Origin of the sequence: Treponema pallidum subsp. pallidum str. Nichols (genome assembly GCF_000410535.2) — a bacterium.
GTDB lineage: Bacteria > Spirochaetota > Spirochaetia > Treponematales > Treponemataceae > Treponema > Treponema pallidum.
On record NC_021490.2, the window covers coordinates 906,813 to 926,546 of the forward strand.

Annotated in this window: 18 protein-coding genes; 4 read left to right on the plus strand and 14 right to left on the minus strand. The window is 51.6% G+C overall.

Annotated elements, in window-relative coordinates; translation table 11 throughout:
- Window positions 1-5: 5 nt before the first annotated feature.
- A complete protein-coding gene (locus TPANIC_RS04135; RefSeq protein ID WP_010882280.1) occupies window positions 6-830 on the minus strand; it encodes a hypothetical protein in 825 nt (274 codons plus the stop codon).
- 147 nt (window positions 831-977) lie between these two features.
- On the opposite strand from TPANIC_RS04135, the gene thrS reads away from it, so the two are divergent.
- Entirely contained in the window at window positions 978-2,756 is a 1,779-nt protein-coding gene (thrS, locus tag TPANIC_RS04140) for a threonine--tRNA ligase (RefSeq protein ID WP_010882281.1), read from the plus strand.
- A 48-nt stretch (window positions 2,757-2,804) separates the two neighbouring features.
- Here thrS and TPANIC_RS04145 read toward each other — a convergent pair whose 3' ends face one another.
- Both TPANIC_RS04145 and TPANIC_RS04150 read right to left on the minus strand, forming a co-directional pair.
- Window positions 2,805-4,460: an ABC-F family ATP-binding cassette domain-containing protein gene (locus TPANIC_RS04145; RefSeq protein ID WP_014342829.1), complete on the minus strand. Its 1,656-nt coding sequence runs from the start codon at window positions 4,458-4,460 to the stop codon at window positions 2,805-2,807.
- An 83-nt stretch (window positions 4,461-4,543) separates the two neighbouring features.
- Window positions 4,544-5,551, minus strand: coding sequence for a DUF4097 family beta strand repeat-containing protein (locus tag TPANIC_RS04150; protein WP_010882283.1), 1,008 nt, complete (start codon window positions 5,549-5,551; stop codon window positions 4,544-4,546).
- A gap of 104 nt (window positions 5,552-5,655) precedes the next feature.
- Here TPANIC_RS04150 and TPANIC_RS04155 point away from each other — a divergent pair, with 104 nt between their 5' ends.
- Window positions 5,656-7,905 (plus strand): MFS transporter, encoded by a 2,250-nt coding sequence (locus tag TPANIC_RS04155; RefSeq protein ID WP_010882284.1) that lies wholly within the window; start codon window positions 5,656-5,658, stop codon window positions 7,903-7,905.
- 61 nt (window positions 7,906-7,966) lie between these two features.
- On the opposite strand, the gene TPANIC_RS04160 is transcribed toward TPANIC_RS04155, so the two are convergent.
- The 3 genes from TPANIC_RS04160 to TPANIC_RS04170 all read right to left on the minus strand — a co-directional run bounded on the left by TPANIC_RS04160 (window position 7,967) and on the right by TPANIC_RS04170 (window position 11,394).
- Window positions 7,967-9,541 (minus strand): Do family serine endopeptidase, encoded by a 1,575-nt coding sequence (locus TPANIC_RS04160; protein WP_014342830.1) that lies wholly within the window; start codon window positions 9,539-9,541, stop codon window positions 7,967-7,969.
- Window positions 9,542-9,735: 194 nt separating this feature from the next.
- On the minus strand, window positions 9,736-10,503 hold the full coding sequence (gene map / locus TPANIC_RS04165) for a type I methionyl aminopeptidase (RefSeq protein WP_010882286.1): 768 nt from the start codon (window positions 10,501-10,503) through the stop codon (window positions 9,736-9,738).
- A 123-nt stretch (window positions 10,504-10,626) separates the two neighbouring features.
- The gene (locus tag TPANIC_RS04170) at window positions 10,627-11,394 is read right to left on the minus strand and encodes a J domain-containing protein (protein WP_014505625.1); all 768 of its coding nucleotides are present in this window, start codon (window positions 11,392-11,394) and stop codon (window positions 10,627-10,629) included.
- 149 nt (window positions 11,395-11,543) lie between these two features.
- On the opposite strand from TPANIC_RS04170, the gene gap reads away from it, so the two are divergent.
- On the plus strand, window positions 11,544-12,596 hold the full coding sequence (gap, locus tag TPANIC_RS04175; protein ID WP_010882288.1) for a type I glyceraldehyde-3-phosphate dehydrogenase: 1,053 nt from the start codon (window positions 11,544-11,546) through the stop codon (window positions 12,594-12,596).
- A 54-nt stretch (window positions 12,597-12,650) separates the two neighbouring features.
- Here gap and TPANIC_RS04180 read toward each other — a convergent pair whose 3' ends face one another.
- From TPANIC_RS04180 to infC, 6 genes are read right to left on the minus strand one after another with little or no spacing between them, the layout of a single operon-like run.
- Complete coding sequence (locus tag TPANIC_RS04180; protein WP_014342608.1) at window positions 12,651-13,184, minus strand: YaiI/YqxD family protein; 534 nt, start codon at window positions 13,182-13,184, stop codon at window positions 12,651-12,653.
- 37 nt (window positions 13,185-13,221) lie between these two features.
- Window positions 13,222-13,548, minus strand: coding sequence for a cell division protein ZapA (locus TPANIC_RS04185; protein ID WP_010882290.1), 327 nt, complete (start codon window positions 13,546-13,548; stop codon window positions 13,222-13,224).
- Window positions 13,548-13,883: a cell division protein ZapB gene (gene zapB, locus TPANIC_RS04190; RefSeq protein WP_014342609.1), complete on the minus strand. Its 336-nt coding sequence runs from the start codon at window positions 13,881-13,883 to the stop codon at window positions 13,548-13,550. Before zapB ends, TPANIC_RS04185 begins: the two co-directional genes overlap by 1 nt.
- On the minus strand, window positions 13,877-14,245 hold the full coding sequence (gene rplT, locus TPANIC_RS04195; protein ID WP_010882292.1) for a 50S ribosomal protein L20: 369 nt from the start codon (window positions 14,243-14,245) through the stop codon (window positions 13,877-13,879). Before rplT ends, zapB begins: the two co-directional genes overlap by 7 nt.
- A 32-nt stretch (window positions 14,246-14,277) precedes the next feature.
- Window positions 14,278-14,478: a 50S ribosomal protein L35 gene (gene rpmI, locus TPANIC_RS04200; RefSeq protein ID WP_010882293.1), complete on the minus strand. Its 201-nt coding sequence runs from the start codon at window positions 14,476-14,478 to the stop codon at window positions 14,278-14,280.
- A gap of 52 nt (window positions 14,479-14,530) precedes the next feature.
- Entirely contained in the window at window positions 14,531-15,070 is a 540-nt protein-coding gene (gene infC, locus TPANIC_RS04205; RefSeq protein ID WP_010882294.1) for a translation initiation factor IF-3, read from the minus strand.
- Window positions 15,071-15,232: 162 nt separating this feature from the next.
- Here infC and TPANIC_RS04210 point away from each other — a divergent pair, with 162 nt between their 5' ends.
- Window positions 15,233-17,407 carry a DUF4954 family protein gene (locus tag TPANIC_RS04210; RefSeq protein ID WP_010882295.1) on the plus strand — a complete coding sequence of 725 codons (2,175 nt, stop codon included), beginning with the start codon at window positions 15,233-15,235 and terminating at the stop codon, window positions 17,405-17,407.
- A 28-nt stretch (window positions 17,408-17,435) separates the two neighbouring features.
- Here TPANIC_RS04210 and lgt read toward each other — a convergent pair whose 3' ends face one another.
- Window positions 17,436-18,434, minus strand: coding sequence for a prolipoprotein diacylglyceryl transferase (gene lgt, locus TPANIC_RS04215; protein WP_010882296.1), 999 nt, complete (start codon window positions 18,432-18,434; stop codon window positions 17,436-17,438).
- A 150-nt stretch (window positions 18,435-18,584) separates the two neighbouring features.
- On the minus strand, window positions 18,585-19,721 hold the full coding sequence (locus tag TPANIC_RS04220; protein ID WP_010882297.1) for a nucleotide-binding protein: 1,137 nt from the start codon (window positions 19,719-19,721) through the stop codon (window positions 18,585-18,587).
- Between the last annotated feature and the right edge of the window lie 13 nt (window positions 19,722-19,734).

The window sequence follows — 19,734 nt, forward strand, 5'->3', positions numbered from 1 at the left end:
CATTTTTAAAAACCCAGTATCTGCTGACGGTGATGTAATCCGAGGTCTTTTAATGTGTCACACACCTGCTGCTGAGGTGACCGTGCACGTGCCTTTGCAAAATCACGCGCAAAACAATTCATTGAAAAATGTTGAAATACAAAAAGCGGCGTACGGCGGTCACACACCGTTTGTAGTAAACGCGCATAGGGTTCAAACAGATGTCCGCTTTTCAATTCGCTGTAACCCACAATCCACAGATCACATCCTAACGATCGCTGCAGCTGACACGTACGCCGCGCCATCCAACACTGGCTACGATGCAAAAATGACTGCACCTGCCGTGCACGCGCAGTTCCTGCTGGATCTTGCGCAAGGAGGCGTACCAGTGCACGGAGCTGAACCGTTTTTGCCGTGTGAAGCGGCGTTTTGTTCAACAGCATCACGTCTGTACGAAAATCAACCCCTAACTGTGCATGCCGCGAAAAAAAGCCCTGAGCCACTCGACCTGACTGTCCTACCAGATACCGTTGCTGCGTATGCAGCTGCTCCTCTTTCCCTGGATTGTCCGAAACCAAAATAAGGGCCGGTACAGGATCACTTTGGGTCAGTTCCTCAAGCGCGTGAGGGTACACAATCGGAGTGTGTACCGGATACGTGGGTATTCCTTGTGCACGCACGAGTGCCGCTTGCGCACGGTGCAAAAAAGCCTGCGGCGTGCAACACGCCACTGCAGACTGCGCTGCATGCGGGTCCATATACGGATACCCAAACGCGCGCAAACTCTGTACACAAAAAGCCTTGAGGTCAGTGCGAAAAGCGGCGAGCGCATGCCACTGCGACCGAGTCACGCGCTCACATCCAAAACAGAAAGCATCCTCTACTATACCCTACATACCACGTCCCTTCCTACAGACTGCAGTGACGGCGCAGGCGCACTGGCTCAGTGCTTCCTCCAAAACGGCGCCCATTGACAAACCACCCATAAGGTCTCACGATTGGGCCTCTGTGTAGAAGAGAATATCACCATGCTGCAAAAACGCTCAGATACCCTCGACCGTCTGCGTCACAGTCTGGCGCACGTTATGGCAGAGGCCGTTCAAGCTCTCTTCCCCGGCACCAAGCTCGCGGTGGGGCCGCCTATCGATTACGGGTTTTACTATGACTTCTCACCTCCCCGTCCCCTGTGCGATGCAGACCTAGCCCCCATTGAAGAGAAAATGCGCGCCATCTTGCGTGCGGGGTGTCCCTTTGTCAAAGAGGTGGTTTCGCGTCCTGACGCGCTTGCTCGTTTTAAAGACGAGCCATTCAAGCAAGAGCTCATCGAACGCATCAGCGCAGACGACACGCTCAGTCTCTACCACTCCGGCGCGTTCACTGACCTGTGCCGGGGTCCTCACGTGCAGTCTATGCGAGACATTAATCCGCACGCCTTTAAACTCACGAGCATCGCTGGGGCCTATTGGCGCGGTAATGAGCGCGGCCCCCAGCTGACGCGCATCTACGGCACTGCCTGGGAATCTGAAGAAGATTTGCACACATACCTTCGCATGCAGGATGAAGCAAAACGCCGAGATCACCGTAAGCTCGGTCCTGCACTCGGTCTCTTTCACTTGGACGAAGAAAATCCTGGCCAGGTCTTTTGGCACCCTGAGGGGTGGACCCTCTACGTGGCCATCCAGCAGTACTTGCGCCGCGTCATGCACGAAGACGGGTACGCAGAGGTGCATACTCCCTTTGTCATGCCCCAAAGCCTTTGGGAACGCTCGGGGCACTGGGACAAATACCGCGCCAACATGTACCTGACCGAAGGCGAGAAGCGTTCTTTTGCGCTCAAGCCCATGAATTGTCCCGGACATGTCGAAATCTTCAAGCAAAAAACACGCAGTTACCGTGATCTCCCGCTCCGTCTTTCGGAGTTTGGCTCGTGCACCCGCAATGAACCGTCAGGCTCCCTGCATGGAGTTATGCGCGTACGTGGCTTTGTACAAGACGATGCCCATATCTTTTGTACTGAGGCGCAAATCGCATCGGAGGTCACCCGTTTCTGTCGCCTCCTTGCGCGGGTATATGCTGACTTTGGCTTTGCACAGGAGCAGATCCGCGTCAAGTTTTCTACGCGCCCAGAGCAGCGCATCGGAGACGACGCCACCTGGGACCGGGCCGAACGCGCATTGGCAGAAGCATGTGAAGCAGCAGGCCTTTCGTACGAGCACGCACCGGGAGAAGGAGCGTTCTATGGACCAAAGTTGGAGTTTGCACTTATAGATACACTCGAACGCGAGTGGCAGTGCGGCACCATTCAGGTAGACTATCAGTTGCCCTCGTGCGAGCGCTTGAACGCAGAGTATGTGGGGGAGGACAACCAACGGCACATGCCAGTGATACTCCACCGCACGGTGATTGGGTCTCTAGAACGGTTCATCGGTATTCTCATTGAACACTACGGGGGTGCATTCCCCCCATGGCTCGCACCGGTGCAGGCAGTGGTGATTCCGGTTGCCCCTGCCTTCCTCGAATATGCGCAGCACGTTGCACGGGAGCTGTGCGCCCGTTCGCTCCGCGTGCAGGCAGACGTGAGCGCAGAGCGCATGAACGCAAAGATCCGCACTGCCCAAACGCAGAAAGTGCCCTATCTGCTCATAGTTGGCGAGCGGGAGCTGCGCGCGCAGCAGGTAGCGGTGCGTCCGCGCACAGGGCCCCAGCACTCAATGGGGCTCTCAGCCTTTTCCACCTTTTTGCTCGCGAAGCTAGAGACGCGCGCGCTGCACGCCTAGCCCATGAGTCCCCTGTGCCTTTTCCCCAAACCTTCAGGGGAAGGGACGCTATATCCGTAGCTGCTGTACGCTACCGCCGTAGAGCTGCGCGCGCGTGGCGTTGATATCCTCACTCTTTACATAAGAATCAAAGTCCATCATACGATCGATAATCCCGCGCGGCGTAATTTCCACAATGCGGTTTGCAACAGAGCTGACAAACTCATGGTCATGCGAATTAAATAAAATCACGCCGGGAAACTGCACCAACGCCTCATTCAGACTTGCAATTGCTTCTAGGTCCAAATGATTGGTCGGCTCGTCCAATATCAAAACATTGCTCCCAGAAAGCATTAATTTACTAAGCATGCAGCGTACTTTTTCCCCTCCAGAAAGTACACGCACAGATTTGAGCGAATCCTCGCCTGTAAAAAGCATCCTGCCTAAAAAACCGCGTACGTAGGTTTCATCTTGATCATCAGAGAATTGGCGCAACCAATCCGTGATAGAAAGATCACAATCAAAATACCGCGCCGTATCCTTTCCCATATACCCAACAGATACCGTCTGTCCCCAACGGAAAGAGCCGGCATGTGCCTGCTTTTCTCCAGCAAGAATATCAAACAATATGGTCTTCGCGCGGTGTTCTTGACCGACGAAAGCGATTTTGTCTGTGCGCCCAACTGTAAAGCTCATGTCTGTAAAAAGCTCACATGAACCTCCCTGCATTCGGTCCTCAGCGGCATAGCGCAGTCCATCGCACGACAATACGTGATTCCCAATTTCACGCCGTGGTTTAAAATGCACATAGGGAAACTTTCGACCAGTCACCTCAATCTCTTCCAGCACCAATTTGTCATATATCTTTTTACGACTCGTCGCCTGCCGGCTTTTGGCTGCGTTAGAAGCGAAGCGCAAAATAAACTCCCTCAGGTCCTTCATCTTTTCTTCACGCTTCTTCTGCTGATCCTTAACCTGCCGCTGCATAATCTGACTCATCTGATACCAAAAATCGTAATTGCCCGAGTACAAACGAATCTTCCCATAATCGATATCGCAAATATGCGTACACACGCTATTTAAAAAATGCCTATCATGCGAAACTACAATCACAGTGTTGGGGAATTCAATGAGAAATTCTTCCAACCACGCAATAGAGTACAAATCCAAACCGTTTGTCGGCTCATCGAGCAAAAGCACATCGGGATTACCAAACAACGCCTGCGCTAGGAGTACACGTACCTTCTGGCTTTCGTCCAATTCGCACATCATCCGATCATGGTGTGCCTCATCTACACCCAACCCAGAAAGCATTTGTTCAATGCAATTTTCTGCCTCCCAGCCATTCAAATCCGAAAACTCACCTTCCAATTCTGAAGCCTTCAACCCATCTGCTTCACTAAAATCACTCTTTGCGTAAAGAGCTTCCCGCTCCTTCATCACTCGATAGAGCGCAGGATGCCCCATGCATACGGTATCTTTCACCGTGTGCTGATCGAAGGAAAAATGATCTTGACGCAGAACTGCGACGCGCGCGCCGGATGCGATAGCGATACTTCCCTGATGATGTTCGAGTTCACCGGAAAGGACTTTTAAAAAAGTTGACTTACCTGCCCCGTTCGCTCCAATGACTCCATAGCAATTCCCTGCAACAAACTTTAAATCAACACCTTTAAAAAGAGGTTTGTCAGAAAACTGCACACTCATACCCGTCACTGTTATCATGCGGCGCATGCTAGCGCAAAATCCGTGCACAGGACAAGCCGCTGTCCATAGAGCATCACACATACAGCGATGCTATGAGCGCGTCACTGTGGAAAATATACGTGCAATACACCTCGTTCATTTCTTACACACAACTGTGCAGAGCCCCCTGTAGAAAGACAGGTCCCCAGTGTTTTCCTCACACGCTGATCATTTATGTACACCGCACCGTGGCCAGAAAATACTGAAAGTGCATAGTACGACTGCCTTTCTGTAAAACGCGCAACAACTGTGCCGGTGCGAGTACCTATCTCACTATTCCCTTGCAACGTACCATCAAAAGATAGTGTGCCACGGTCCGTGTATAAATGCGCGTCAGATAGGACGCAGCGACTGCATTGCGTATCACCGTCTGTCGTGTGCAGGAGAGTCCGATCGGTACGTACTCCATTGAGCTTTAGTTCGCTCGCGTGCGCATACACATCTGCAAAACGCACCTCAATACCTTCAAGCCGAAGACTGCTGTCTTTCACCCGCACTTTAAGATTGTGCACGTTGTGCTGCGCTGGCACACAAATGATCGCTTCAATCGGTACCACGCTATGTCCCCATCGGCTCCCCCATACGTTTTTCCAAAATGTGTAAAACCAATCGCGCAACGTATCGCGTACGTTCAACGCACTCTGCATTACTCCTGGGGAATCCGCTGGAGGCGTGGACTCCCGTACTGTTTTCTTTCCACGCCGTAGGACAAGCATCGTAGGATCCAGGTGAATCGATAGCGGATCGTACACGCTGTTCTTTACAACCTTGTATGCAAGAGAGCGCCGCTGCGCACATACCTGTACACTCACTCGTACGCGAGTAGCATCTATAACAATGGTATGGGGATGTGCTTGATCTAGGCAGGTATATCCATCTGCATCGGTAAAGGTACGCACAACAGGTTGAGAACTGTGCGCGGGGTGACGCTGCATACGGCTACTGGTCCAAAACCTCGATACATCTCCACGCAGATACTTCATCGATCCGCCCAAAAGATACGCACACGCTAGAGAGAGCGCACCAACCAAACAAACGATAACAGTGTGTGCACGCGCTTTTTTGTCCATTTTCTCCCCCTCACCTATTTCTCCTCTGTAGAGCCTTTCCTCCGTCCTTAAACTGAACACCAGTTAGTGGACCAGATTACGCCGCATCAGTACAATCGCGCGCAATGAGTGGGGAATATCAATCTTTCACGCTCAAGCGTGCGCGACGCGTCTATGACCAGTATAATGTGATTAACTCCCTTTCGTTCGCACTCGTAACTGGCAATACCATTACGCTCTATGCACTGCTGCTTGGTGCCCGCAGTACCACGGTAGGCTTGCTAAGCGCGTGCATGCACTTTTCCTTCTTTGCACTCCCTTTAGGAAAACTTGTGTGCCGACGTTTTGGCGTCATTAAAACCTTTGCGTACACCTGGATCGCCCGCAATACTAGTTTGCTTCCAATGCTCGCAATCCCTCACCTTTATGCACAAGACTATACGGCACTTGCACTGTATGTGCTTATTTTTTCCGTCGCACTGTTTAACTTTTTTCGTGGTATGGGAATGATCGCGAACAATCCGGTCATCACCATGCTCGCACCAGGCAAACATCGCAGCTCATACATCGTACGCATCTCGCTTGCGAACAACAGTGCCATACTCATTGCCACGCTTTTACTCTCCGGGGCACTGAGCGTTAACGCTTCACTCACAACCTATCACTTTGCAACTGCACTCGGCATCGCACTAGGTTTTTTTGCTTCGTTTCTCCTTTTCACATTACCTACCGTCGAGTCATGCGAACATGTGCAGCACACTTCCCCGGAGACCCCACGGACCTCACCGCGCTCCGGGTACACCACGATACTCCGTGCTCTGAAAGAGAAAAACTTTCGCACCTTTACGTTCGCTTTTTTTGTCAGCAGCTTTGCCACAGGTACAGTACGCCCCTTCGTTGTCGTATTCGCAAAGGACGTATACCACACTCCAGATAGCTTTATCACTATCCTCACCGTATGTGCATCCGGCGGTGCACTCATCGTCGGTTTTATAATGAGTTTAGCTATCGATCGCATTGGGGCAAAGCCAATGTACATTATCTCCTCAGTTTTAAGTGTACTCACCCTCATCCCTGCGCTTGGTACGCCAGGACTCCATTCCTCTTTCCTTTCAATTGCTTTTTTATGCCTGTTCTGTGCAACTACCAGCATGGGATTTACCGGACAAGATAATGCAGCGCAGTCCTATTTTTTTGTCCTCGTTCCTGAGGATGCTTTAATAGATGTAAGTGTCCTGTACTATCTTATTTTGGGCATCACTGGTGGAGCCGGATCGGTGATTGGCGGCGTGGTATTAGACTTCTGCCATCTCTCAGGATACTCCAGTTTGCAGGCATATCGTATCTTTTTTACAGGAGTCAGCGCGATTATGATAATCGGCATCGCGCTTCAGACACAGCTGCGCAACCTGGGTGGATACCGTGTATTGCGAACACTCGCAACGCTTTGCTCTCCAAAAGATCTGCGTACTCTCAGCCTCCTACATAAACTCGACTTTAACGAAAATTTAGAAACCGAGCAGCATATCGTACAAGAACTTAGTACCATCGCCTCTCCCATCTCTGCCGAACAACTGGGCACCTACGTGCAATCGCCACGTTTCAGTATCCGCGCAAGCGCATTGCAAGCACTGGAAACGATTCCCTCGCTGAGTACACACAACCGTAATCTTTTGCTGCGAGAATTGCGCGAGGGAACATTCACTACTGCCGCACAGGCGGCACGCATCCTTGGCATTCATATGGTCCAGCAAGCAATTCCAATCCTGCGCGAAGCGCTCCATAGCGAGGATTACCTGCTCGTCGGAGAAGCGCTTGTAGCGTTAGCACGCACACACGATGACGAAAGTCATTTCCTTATTGGGCATGTGCTGGCGCGCACGCAAAATCCCTTTGTCGTGCTGCGTGGCCTGCAAGCGCTTGAGATGCTCAATTCAGTCCACGCGCTACCACCACTGTTTGAGATTTTGCGCACAACGTGCAAAAATACACAAACGCACACAGAAGCATTACTGACTCTATCGGTCTTGATGGGAATACAAAATGAATTCTACTTTCTATTTGAGCGCTACCGTACCGGTCATACAACCGTACAAGCGCTAGTACGAGAAAAACTAGAAGAAAGTTTTGCTATCAGCAGGGTCACTGACGCGACACTTGAGAAAACACTGGAACGCTTTACGGCCGACGCACGCGCGGGCACCCACGTGGTCATGTGGGTACTGGCACGCGCAGGAGAAGACCTAGGGACAAAAACAGCACTCCTGCTGAGTCTTACGTTGGAGAATCCCCTGTGCGCGCGAGAGGCTTTTCGCCTTCTGATAGGTACATGGACGGCCACCTTGTTTAGAAAACCCGCACTCATGTGCTCTTAGCGCTCAGACGGCCCGGTGCGCACAACACGCCGCAGGACGTGATCGACCGTGACTATCCCCCCTAAAACCGAAATCGCACGGTAGAAAGCGTTTGCCCATCGCGCAACACGTCAAACCACACCTCCCTCGTCTGACGTGCAAGCACCGCGTAAAACTCACGCACGCTCGAGACTCTTTGATCATTGACCGCCACTACTATGTCCGCCGACTTCAATCCCATCAGCGCCGCAGGGCTTTTGCTCTGCGCGTTGCTAACTAGCACACCACGCACCGACGCTTTCAAATCCAAACGTTTACGCACGGCCTCCGTAAGCGGCAGTGGGATGAACCCAGGCCAAAGCTTTGAGTAGTCATTTACTATTTTTTCATCACGCTCCGTAATGCGCACCGAAAGCGTCATCGGCACACCACCGCGAATTAAATCGAATACTGCTGTTTGCCCAATGCGCAGCGCGCCGACATCCCGCACAAACTGATTTACATCCTTTACTTCTTTTCCGTTCAGTTTTACACAGTAATCGCCCGGTTTCAGTCCCCCCTTGTGCGCAGGAGAACCTAAGAAAATTTCCGCCGCAAGCACCCCTTTTGTACCCTTTGCAATACCAAGCGATGCTACGGTGTCCGCATCCGTTGCCACCAGCTGCACGCCTAACCACCCGTACTTCACCTGCCCGTACTGGATAAATGATTCGATATCCGACTTCACATTATTGATAGGAATTGAAAAACCAATCCCTTGCGATCCCCCACTTGAGGAGGCAATCCACGCGTTAATCCCAATCACTTCGCCATAAATATTGACCATTGGTCCCCCGGAATTGCCCTGGTTTATGGCCGCATCTGTTTGAATAAAATCATTAATATTGTTGCCCGGTCCCCCAAAGCGACCCAGCGCACTGATAATCCCCTGCGTTACAGTGGAAGTGTACCCAAGAGGAGAGCCAACTGCGAACACAATGTCTCCTACCCGTACTGCATCCGAGTCACCAAGGACGGCAACACGGATATTTGGGTCTGCGTCCTCAAAGGAGACCAGCGCGATGTCCTTGCGCTGGTCACCACCGACAAGTTTACCTTTTACGATTCTGCCATCGTGCAGTTTAATCTCTATCTCATTAGCCTTACCCGCCACGTGATAGTTGGTAAGCACGTAATGCGTCTTCCCTGTCTTCTTTACAATGACTCCAGAACCAAGTCCCTCCGTTTTGTACTCCCGTTCCTCAGCTTCCCCTTTGTTTCCAGAACCACCGCCAGGCCCCGCACCCGGACCTTCAGGACCACGAAAGAAAAACCACGGAAAACCGCCAAACGGATCACGTACCCGAACCTTTCTGGTCTCCACCACATCCAGCGTCACTACTGAAGGCAGCACTTCGGCAGTTACCTGACGGTTCGCGTTTTGCAGCCGTTCTAACAGCTGCACCGATTCACGCGAAACCCCCACAGGAAGTAATGTCCGCCCCCCAGCGTTCCCACTGTCTCCGGCAACGCGCCGAGCTATCGTGTCTGCAGAGGGCACACGCGCAGAACTTGGATGACCAGAGCAGCAGATAAAAACGAGCAACGCCGCTGCTGTAAAAAAACTGCGGCATACCGCATGTACCCCACACACAAACGAGGTAAACAATATGTTCATGAGTCCCTCCACGTCCCTGCGCGTACCCAAACCCCTACCGACACAGCCCGGGTTAAAAGCAGCACACAGCGATATGGTTACGAGTTTATCCCCTCTTCACCTGTGCCCGCCACGTACACTTACACGCTGCCTACCGTGCACAAACTGCTCCCTGCATGTACTATCAGCACACCGCGCACACTTAAGATAGCTGACTAGCCGGTACGCTCTACTTCCGTAGGTTCTGTTAAAACCTCCGTGTGGTCTGCAAAAACTGCCACAGTGTGCTCCACATGGCAGGCACACGATCCGTCTGCCGTTACCACCGTCCAGCCATCTGCACTGGTGCGCACCTCGTCTGTGCCAAGCGTCAACATGGGTTCTATCGCGACTACCATACCGGGCAAAAAACGTGGATTAGGCCCTTCCAAGCCAGGCACATTGGGGATGTTCGGCTCCTCATGCACGGCAAGCCCCACGCCATGTCCGCAATATTCGTACACCACGCCAAAGCGGTGCCGTGCTGCAACAGCGTATACAGCGCGAGAAACAGCGCGCACGCGCGCTCCGGCACGGCACGCTTTAATGCCCGCACGGAGGCACTCAGTGGTTACACGCAAAAGTTCTAGTCGCTCGTGTGCAACTCCACCGACAGGAACAGTACGACACGCGTCAGAAATGTATCCATTGAGGTTGATACCAACATCAAGGGAAACAAGATCCCCGTCCTGAATCACACGCGCTGAAGGTAAACCATGGATGACCTCTTCGTTGATTGAAATGCAAGCAGCGGCAGGAAAACCTTCCGAGAACCAGGCAGGAACACCACCGACTGAGCGGATGAAGCGTTGGCAAAACGCATCAAGCTCCTGGGTTTGAACGCCCGGTTTGACAAGCGGAATAAGAACGTCGAAAAGGCGCGCCAATGCCTTGCAAGAGGCACGGATACCGTCGATTTGTTCTGGTGTTTTAATGCGGATCATGAGGTCCTTTCCTTCCTGCTCAAGCGTCCCTCCTCTGTCCGTTCACTAGCTGCAGGGGGACCTCCAGCCCTTCGGAGGTCCCCCAGGACCACGGTACTCCTCCGCCAGGGTGCAGTCAAACATTCACCTGACAGAATCCATCTTCTGGGCATAGCCACGCGCACGCCTGCGGTCTCCCGTACGTTCGTAATACTCAACTAAGCACGCGTAGAAGGTGACAATTTCTTGCGCAGGCAAGCAGGCATGCGCGCGCGCGCAGTATACGCAGGATTTACCGTTGCGACCACGCACAGACGCAGTACCGAGCGCGATATGCTCAGCGAGCTTCAGTACTTCAGGAAAAAAATGACGAAAATACGCGCACCGCAATTCTTCAAAAACGATGTCCTGGAGCAAAGTAAAGCATTCATAGCACTCTCCCCGTACATGCAATTCCTCTGCGAGCACAAAGCCACAGTCCATAAAATCCTCTCGTGTAAGGTGAGTGGCGAGGTTGAACCCTTCTGGCCGACACTTGAGGGACAAGTACGCGCGGACAGCGTCACACTCAAAACCGTGAAAGAGATCAAACAAGATAAGCTCCACCATCGCGCAGAGCGTACCCTGCGCACGCAGGTACACGCGGTAGTCAAAGCCCGCTGGAGCAGGACGTGCGCAGAAACGCGCGTAGAGGAGGTCAAATTTCGCGCGACGCCCCGGATCAGAGAGCACCTCGTATGCGGTGAGTATACGGCGAAGAGCGCGCTCGCGCGCTACCGCCTCGCACTCAAGTTCTGCAGTATGGGAAACGAGATCCGGATGTAACGCCTTTGCCTTCTTTCTGAAGGCACACTTAATTTCAGGGGTCGAGGCACGGTGCGACACACCAAGCACGCGGTAATAATCTTCCACTAGAGGCCAGACCTTCCAAGGCGAGGCCATGGTATCTGGGCACATAGAAAAATGCAAGGGAGCCCTACAGCAAAGAGGGATTGACGTGCCGATCTTTTTTCAGATAGCGTTGCGCGGGATGTGTGCTCTTTTTAGAGGAGGTTGGGCAAATGAGAGTTGCAATCAATGGTTTTGGGCGTATCGGGCGTCTCGTACTCCAGGCCATGGCGGAGCAGAAGCTGTTGGGGAAAGAGTTCGACGTGGCGGCAGTTGTAGACCTTTCCACCGATGCGCGCTACTTTGCCTATCAGCTAAAGTATGACTCCGTGCAGGGCAAAATGGGTTCTAGTCTCAGTGCTCCTGCCGAGGATATCCTCGAGGTGGGCGGGCATCGGATCAAGTGTGTCTGCGGTCGCGGCTTAAAGCCTTCCCAACTTCCCTGGAAGGATCTTGGTATTGAGGTGGTTATTGAGGCCACCGGCATTTACGCGAATGAGTCTTCATACGGTCACCTTGAAGCAGGAGCAAAGCGAGTCATCATCAGTGCTCCGGCTAAGAGCTCGGATGCGTCTAAGCCGGTGAAGACTATTGTAATGGGGGTGAACGAGCATGAGTTCGATCCTGCTGAGCACAAGGTCGTCTCCAACGCGAGCTGCACTACCAACTGTCTCGCGCCGGTAGTGCACGTCTTTCTCAAAGAGGGAGTCGGTATTGAAACGGGACTGATGACGACTATCCACTCCTATACCGCAACGCAAAAAACTGTAGATGGGGTTTCTTTGAAGGACTGGCGCGGAGGCCGCGCTGCAGCGGTTAACATTATCCCTTCCACCACTGGAGCTGCGAAAGCGGTAGGCGAAGTGCTGCCGTCTACGAGAGGTAAGTTGACGGGGATGGCCTTCCGTGTCCCGACACCAACCGGTTCCGTGGTGGATCTAACCTTCCGCACGGAAAAAGAGACGAGCGTTGCGGACCTCAACGCGATGCTCAAGAAGGCGTCGGAGTCCTATCTGCGGGGTGTCCTGCAGTATTGCGACGAGGATATTGTATCCGCGGACGTCATCCACAACCAGTACTCCTCCATCTACGACAGCAGGGCGACGCTGCAGAACAACCTCCCGAACGAGAAGCGCTTCTTCAAGGTAGTGTCCTGGTATGACAACGAGTGGGGTTACTCAAACCGTGTGGTGGATTTGCTTAAGTTCATCTCGCAGAAGCGGTAGAAGACACTAGGAGTCCACCCGCCCGGCCTTGGACTCTTAGTGTCTTGCGTGCGGTCACCGGCGGCCGGTTTGGCTTTTCCCTTGCGCGGAGGGCCAGTCGCACTGCTCCTCCCCTGTCTTCGCCTCCCGCCGCCTGGCAAGCCGCAGGAGCTTCGCGGTTTCCCTATCTAGGGAGTCTGCGAAGCGTGCGGCATCCCTCCTGCCGAACGGTGACGTTGTTTCAGGGGCGAGTCCCTGCCCTCGCAGGTCGTACATGAAGTTACGCACCGAGAGTCGCTCGCGTATGTTCTCCTCCGTATACACATCACCCCGGTCGTTGATAACAGAGATGCGCGCGTCTACAATTGCCTTTGCAAGCACGATATCACGCGTGACGACCAAATCACCCGCTCGCGCATACGCGATGATGTGACGGTCCGCAGCCTGGTCAACAGGTTGAGTCTCGACCATGATACAATGCGGGCTTTGCACGAGAGGGATAGGACGGTTGGCCACAAATCGAGCCACACACCCCAGGCGCGCTGCCGCTCTCGCGACAAGTACGCGGACGCGCGCGGGGCATGAGTCCGCGTCCACCCACAGCGTCACCGCAGGGACGTCCCGTACACAAAGAAGGACACAACCCTCAATCGCGCCCGCACACAAACCCCTCGTCCACCACTTTGCTGATGGATTCGAGCATACGCTCGGTAGACTCCCCTATTTCCAGCAGATCTTCCTCGGACTGTACAAGACGTCTCCTCTTCTCTTTATGCAGTTCATCCGCGAGAAGCACACCCGCAATCACCGCGACCTTTAAGGGATCGCGGACCCCTGACGTCTTCTCCACCTGCAACACCACCATCTTGTAATGCTCATACAACACACGCAGATACGAGGAGTCCTCGTCAGCCTGGATGGAAAAAGACGCTCCCAACAGATCGATGTGCAACTGCCCCTTTACACTGACCACTAAAAAATTTCCATCTGGGTACGGCTGGTAAGTTCTTCAGACAGCCCCGCATGCTCCCGGTTTTCTAGAACCTTCGCCGCGTGTTGCGTAAGCGCTTCTCCATACGCAGAATCCTCAAATGTACTCAGGTGGTTCAGTGCCTTAAGAATTCCTTCCTCTATCTTCGTCTGATCATCCTGAAAGGCAAGCACCAGCTGCTCCAGCTCCGTAATACGCTTACCACGTCCATCAATTTCAGCCCGCAACGCGGCATTTTCTTCCTTCAACATTTGGACAAGGTGCACCGCCTTCGCAACCTTCTCCTCCAGCACTTTTACCTGACCGAGGTTTAGCACGCTCCACCCCCCAAAGCTTTCTTAGAAGCATCGATCACCGTCTGAAACGCACCTGGATCCTCAATTGCCATATTGGAGAGAACCTTGCGATTAAGCGCAATCCCAGCCTGCAAGAGACCATTCATAAAGCGAGAATAGCTCAACCCCTGCGTACGAACCGATGCATTGATGCGACTGATCCACAACCTGCGCATACTCCCCTTCCTATCCCTCCGCGCAACATAGCTATGCGCAAGAGCCTTCGAGACCGCATCCTTCGCCGCCTTGTAATTCGTGCCACACCTACCCCGAAAGCCCTTGGCTAACTTTAAAATCCTCTTTCTCCGGCGCACTCTGCCGTTACTACTCAACGATCGAGACATACCACGCTCCTCCGTCCTCTCACGCTTGCCACCTACGCGTAAGGCAACAGCTTCCGCTTCACCACTTTAAGCTCAACTTTTGACAGAAAACCCGCATGACGTAATTTCCTTTTGCGTTTCGGGGCCTTTTTCGTCAAAATGTGACGCAGGTTCATCTTTTTGAACTTTACCTTACCAGCCCCGGTTACACTAAAACGCTTTGCTGCTGCGCTTTTCGTTTTCATCTTAGCCATATACTTTCTCCCCTTTATCCAACAACACGAACTGCAGTTACCCGACACTCCATCATTTCTTTGACTTCGGAGTGAGCGTCATGGACATAGACCGACCTTCCATTGCTGCCTGCTTCTCAACACTATACCCACACACCAGACGGCCAAGCACATTCTGTAACACGTTAAAACCCAGATCGGTATGCGCAAGCTCCCTTCCACGAAAGCGGATAGTCACTTTCACCTTATCCCCTTCATCGAGAAACCGCTGTATATGCTTGGCCTTAAACGCCATGTCATGGTCGTTGATCTTCGGTTGCATACGCACCTCCTTGAGCGTCTGCAATCTCTGTCGCTTTTTCGAGTCACGCAACTTTTTGCCCATCTCAAAGCGATACTTCCCATAGTCCAGGATCTTGCACACCGGCGGACTCGCCTGCGGAGCGACCTCTACTAAATCAAGATTGATATCCCGTGCCATTCTCAGCGCCTCAGGGGTGGGCACCACCCCACACTGCTGCCCTACAGCGTCAACCAACCTCACTTCTCGTACCCGAATACTTCCATTAATCCGCAAGCTTTTGTTATCCGCCAACGATCCTCCCCAGTACATCCACTTCTAATGCACGCTAAAAAACAAGACTGGGCCCCAATCTAGCCATTCCTAATATGTCATGTCAAGTAAACATGCAGGAAATCACCATCCCCATCACAACCCCAATTCCTTATTTACATGTAAAAATTCACCACCTATAGTGGGCATCCAAAAGGGAGAATGCGTGTGCAAATTTTAGACCTACCCTCTTTTGGATACCACTTCATCACACAAACCCATATCCCTCGCGGAAAAGACGAGTACTATCTCCGCTTTTCCCAGAGCGCCGAACCCCCACGTGCATGGAGACCATTGTCTAAGGAGGAAATTCACACCCTTATACAAAAGGGCAATCACTGCGATACCTGGCACGACGTTTTAGTAGCAGATCCGTTCGACGCGTCACTCATACGTAATTCATCATTTGCAGGGCTCGTACGCATCGCGTCGCTCGAGCGACGCCTTCTGCGATATCACGACTTTACCGTACCAACCGGTATTACCCACAGTACACTCATTTCGTGCGACGTCGGAGAAAATTGCGCCATCCATCACTGCGCATATATTTCTCACTACATAATTGGAAATCATGTCATCCTCAGCAGGATTGATGAGCTGTGTACCACTAACCACGCAAAATTCGGCGCAGGAATTATAAAAGACGGAGAACAAGAAGCAGTCCGCATCACCATTGATCCTCTCAACGAAACAGGCGGACGGAAAATATTTCCCTTCGTAGGGATGATCGCAGCAGACGCGTTTTTGTGGGCATGCCACCGAGACAGAACATTGCTCATGCAACGCTTCGAGTCAATGACTCAACAACAACACGACACTCGCCGCGGATACTACGGAACGATTGAAACACAATCCGTTATCAAAAGCTGCCGTATCATCAAGGATGTGTGCTTCGGTCCTGGATCATACGTAAAAGGAGCAAACAAACTAAAAAACCTTACTGTTCAGTCATCTCTCCAGGAACCTACGCAAATAGGAGAAGGAGTAGAGTTAGTGAACGGGGTGATCGGATATGGTTGCCGTGTGTTCTATGGGGTAAAGGCGGTGCGCTTTGTACTGGGAAATAACTGCGCACTTAAATATGGTACCAGACTCATTCACTCAGTTTTAGGTGATAACTCCACGATTTCGTGTTGTGAGGTTCTTAACGCACTCATCTTTCCCTACCATGAACAACACCACAACAACTCTTTCCTCATCGCAGCACTCATACGTGGTCAGTCAAATATTGCTGCTGGCTCCACCATTGGGTCAAATCACAATACACGCAAAAATGACGGAGAAATTATTGCGGGACGAGGGTTCTGGTCAGGACTTGCAAGTACCCTCAAACATAATTGTCGTTTTGCTTCTTTCGTATTAATCACGGGGAAAAATTACCCCGCAGAACTTGATATTCCATTTCCTTTTAGTCTTGTCACCAACAATGAACGGGAAAACAGATTAGAAATCATGCCCGCGTACTACTGGCTCTACAACATGTATGCGATTGAACGCAACGAAAAAAAATTCGCTGCGCGAGACAAACGAAAAACGAAAACACAAACAGTAGAAATCTCTGTCTTCGCTCCCGACACAATAGGAGAAATTGAAAACGCACTCGCTTTACTAGACAGCGCGATAGAGCGCGCGTGGGTTAACGCGGGAAACAGCGCGCTCACTGCCGAAGACATTGTCCTCAAACATCCCACCAAAGCACAGACAATCCCCGTACTGCTCACCGGCATAGAACACTCCACCCGATCAACACTTGTGCTAAAACCCTTAGAAGCCCGCAAAGCATACCGAGACATACTCATATGGTACTGCACAAAAACGCTCCTGTCTTTCTTTGAGCAAACAACACGCTGCATCTCCCACTTTACTTCGCACGATCCTAAAACTATCACACACAACTGGGTAAACATGGGAGGACAACTCGTACCTGAAGATAAGTTTGAGACACTTCTACAAAACATTGAAACGGGAAAGTTCAAAAGTTGGCACCACATCCACAAAGAATACGACGCGCTTGCTGCCACGTACGAAACGGATAAAGCACTCCACGCCTATGCAGTGTTATGTTCTCTTGCACGAACAAGGATAGACGCACCGCTACTTTGCACCTACGTGCAACACGCAATTACCATCGAAAAGTACAGAGTAACACAAATTCACAAAACGAGATGCAAAGACTATCTGAACCCCTTTCGAGAAATCACATACCGAAACCCTCTGGAGCGCAATGCGGTGCTTGGTACACCAGAAGAAGACCAGCTCATTAGGACGACGGAAGAAGAATCGGCTCACCTTTGCGCATTATACGCAAGGTACATCGCGCCACCCCATCTCGGCTGATGGACCAGTCGGTGCATTCTTTTCATTTTCATACACGCGCTTTCCGCACACTATCCCGCTTGTGATACGCCGAAAGTGCGAACATCCCACCCAAACCTGCGAGAATCATTAGAACACACAGAATCTGCCCGGTGGAAACATCACTCCATGACTGGAAAAGGTAAATCGGAGACGATTGCGTGGCGGAAAACCTGTACCCCAAATGCGCATCAGGCTGACGAAAATACTCAATAAAAAAACGAAACACTCCGTACCCCACCACATACAAACACACCAAAAAGCCGTTATACGTTTTTACCCGACGCGCACACCACAAAATACACCACAGCACAATTCCTTCAAAAAAAGCTTCATAGATTTGGCTAGGGTGACGAGGCAAATTCACGAGCCGTGCACCTTCTTGCACGTGAATCCCCACCCTCTGTGCAAACTCCCTCACCCAAGGTTCAGAGGCAGGAAACATGTCAGATAAGGGAACATTCGGGAAAATCATGCCGATGGGGATATCAGTAATACGCCCATATAATTCAGCATTAAGGAAATTACCAATTCTTCCAAAAGTATACCCAAGTGGAGTTGACGCTGCAGCGACATCGGCCCATGCAAGAAAGCTTCTCCCATGCGACTGAGTCCACAAGCCACCCCCCACGAGCGCGCCAATTAACCCACCGTGGTACGACATTCCTCGCAATCCAACCCACTCACCCGTTTGCAAAGAAAACGGCCAAAAAATCAGCCATGGCTTGCGCATATACAGCAAATCGACCTCATACACCATGGTGGAAAAAACACGCGCCCCTATTAAAATGCCCAGAATCGTCCACGTAAAAAAACTCATAATGTCATCCTGCGTGACAGGCTCGCTCACCCGACTCCATTTATCAAGCTCACCGCGCCGCACCTGGTAGCGAAACAGTATGTACGCGATACTGAATGCAACCACATACATGAAGCCGTACCAGCGAAAATAGGGAAAAGAAGGAATTATTTCCGGACGAATCCACGACGGATAGACAATACTCAACATCACACAACCTCCACCGCGTAAGGAAATGCACCGCGCACTACCCCGCCACCGTTTTCCGTTTATCCTGTCACCATTCACCACGCTCCGCGTAAACTGTATTCTCCCAAAAACACCCCCACAAATAGGGGTTATACCCCACCCTCATGAAGTTCACGCATTGCGCAATGTCTTATTTATTTTCCTTTGGAGGAGCAGATTTTGCTTCCTCAGAGTAGCAATTTCATACTGCTGAGCTTTTATGATCTCAGCAAGATCTCCCACACACACTGTTTTGCTTTTTATCAAATCCTCAAGATAGTCCATACGAAACTGGAAATCCACTTCTGCTTCTGCTTCTGCAGAGGCAAAACTTCGTTCCACCAACCCTTCATAATCCTCAATGGAAGACGCCTCCTCACCCTCTGACTGCAAAATCTTATCGGCAATCCGGTACACTGCCTGGGCAATCAGTGACTGCGGTTTGTACACAACAATGGGAAGACCAGAGGAGAGCGCGACATTCTGCTGCGTATCCTGGTATATGACCCCAAGGTACTCAAGCGTAATATTCAGATACTGCTCACACGAGCGGCGAATCTTTAACGCCTTATCCACATCCTTCGGATCTGCAATCATGTTCATGACTAGTCTCGGCCTAAAAGACCGCATCCGATCCAGAAGTACTGCAACTCCCCGCTGATCCACACGCTCAAGCTCAGCAAGAATCTTAGGCACATACATGCGCTGTACCGCCGCAGCATCAGACTTGAGATTCTCTAAAAAAATACTTCCCCCAGTCCCTTTCTTAAAGGCAGCGCACAACATTTTGAACACCACATTTTTTAGAAAAAGGTAGGCATTCAAAACCGCAGAAACTGCAGGCTCAGTAACGATAATCCCTCGTGAAGAAAGGAGAAAAAACTCAAGCACTCCAAGATGAGTGCCTGCCCCCAAATCCAGCACCACATAATCAGCATGCGTTTTTAACAAACCCACTGTTAGAGCCCGCCGCTGAGAAACCTTCAATGCAGCAAAGCCAGGTATCTCAGAATCTCCTGGCACAAGATATACATTGGGATATCCAGTTGGCACCATAATCTCTTCAAAAGAAGAGGCACCCATAAGGAATGTTCCCACTCCGTGCTTATTTCCCTTTTGGCCAAGCGCCAGATGCAAATTCGACGCGCCAAGATCTAAATCCGCTACTACTACCTTCTTCCCCGCTTGACCGAGCGCTATGGACAAATTTGCCGCAAGCAAACTCTTGCCAACCCCACCCTTTCCACTCGCAATGGGTATAATCTGCATTGCGTCTCCTTGT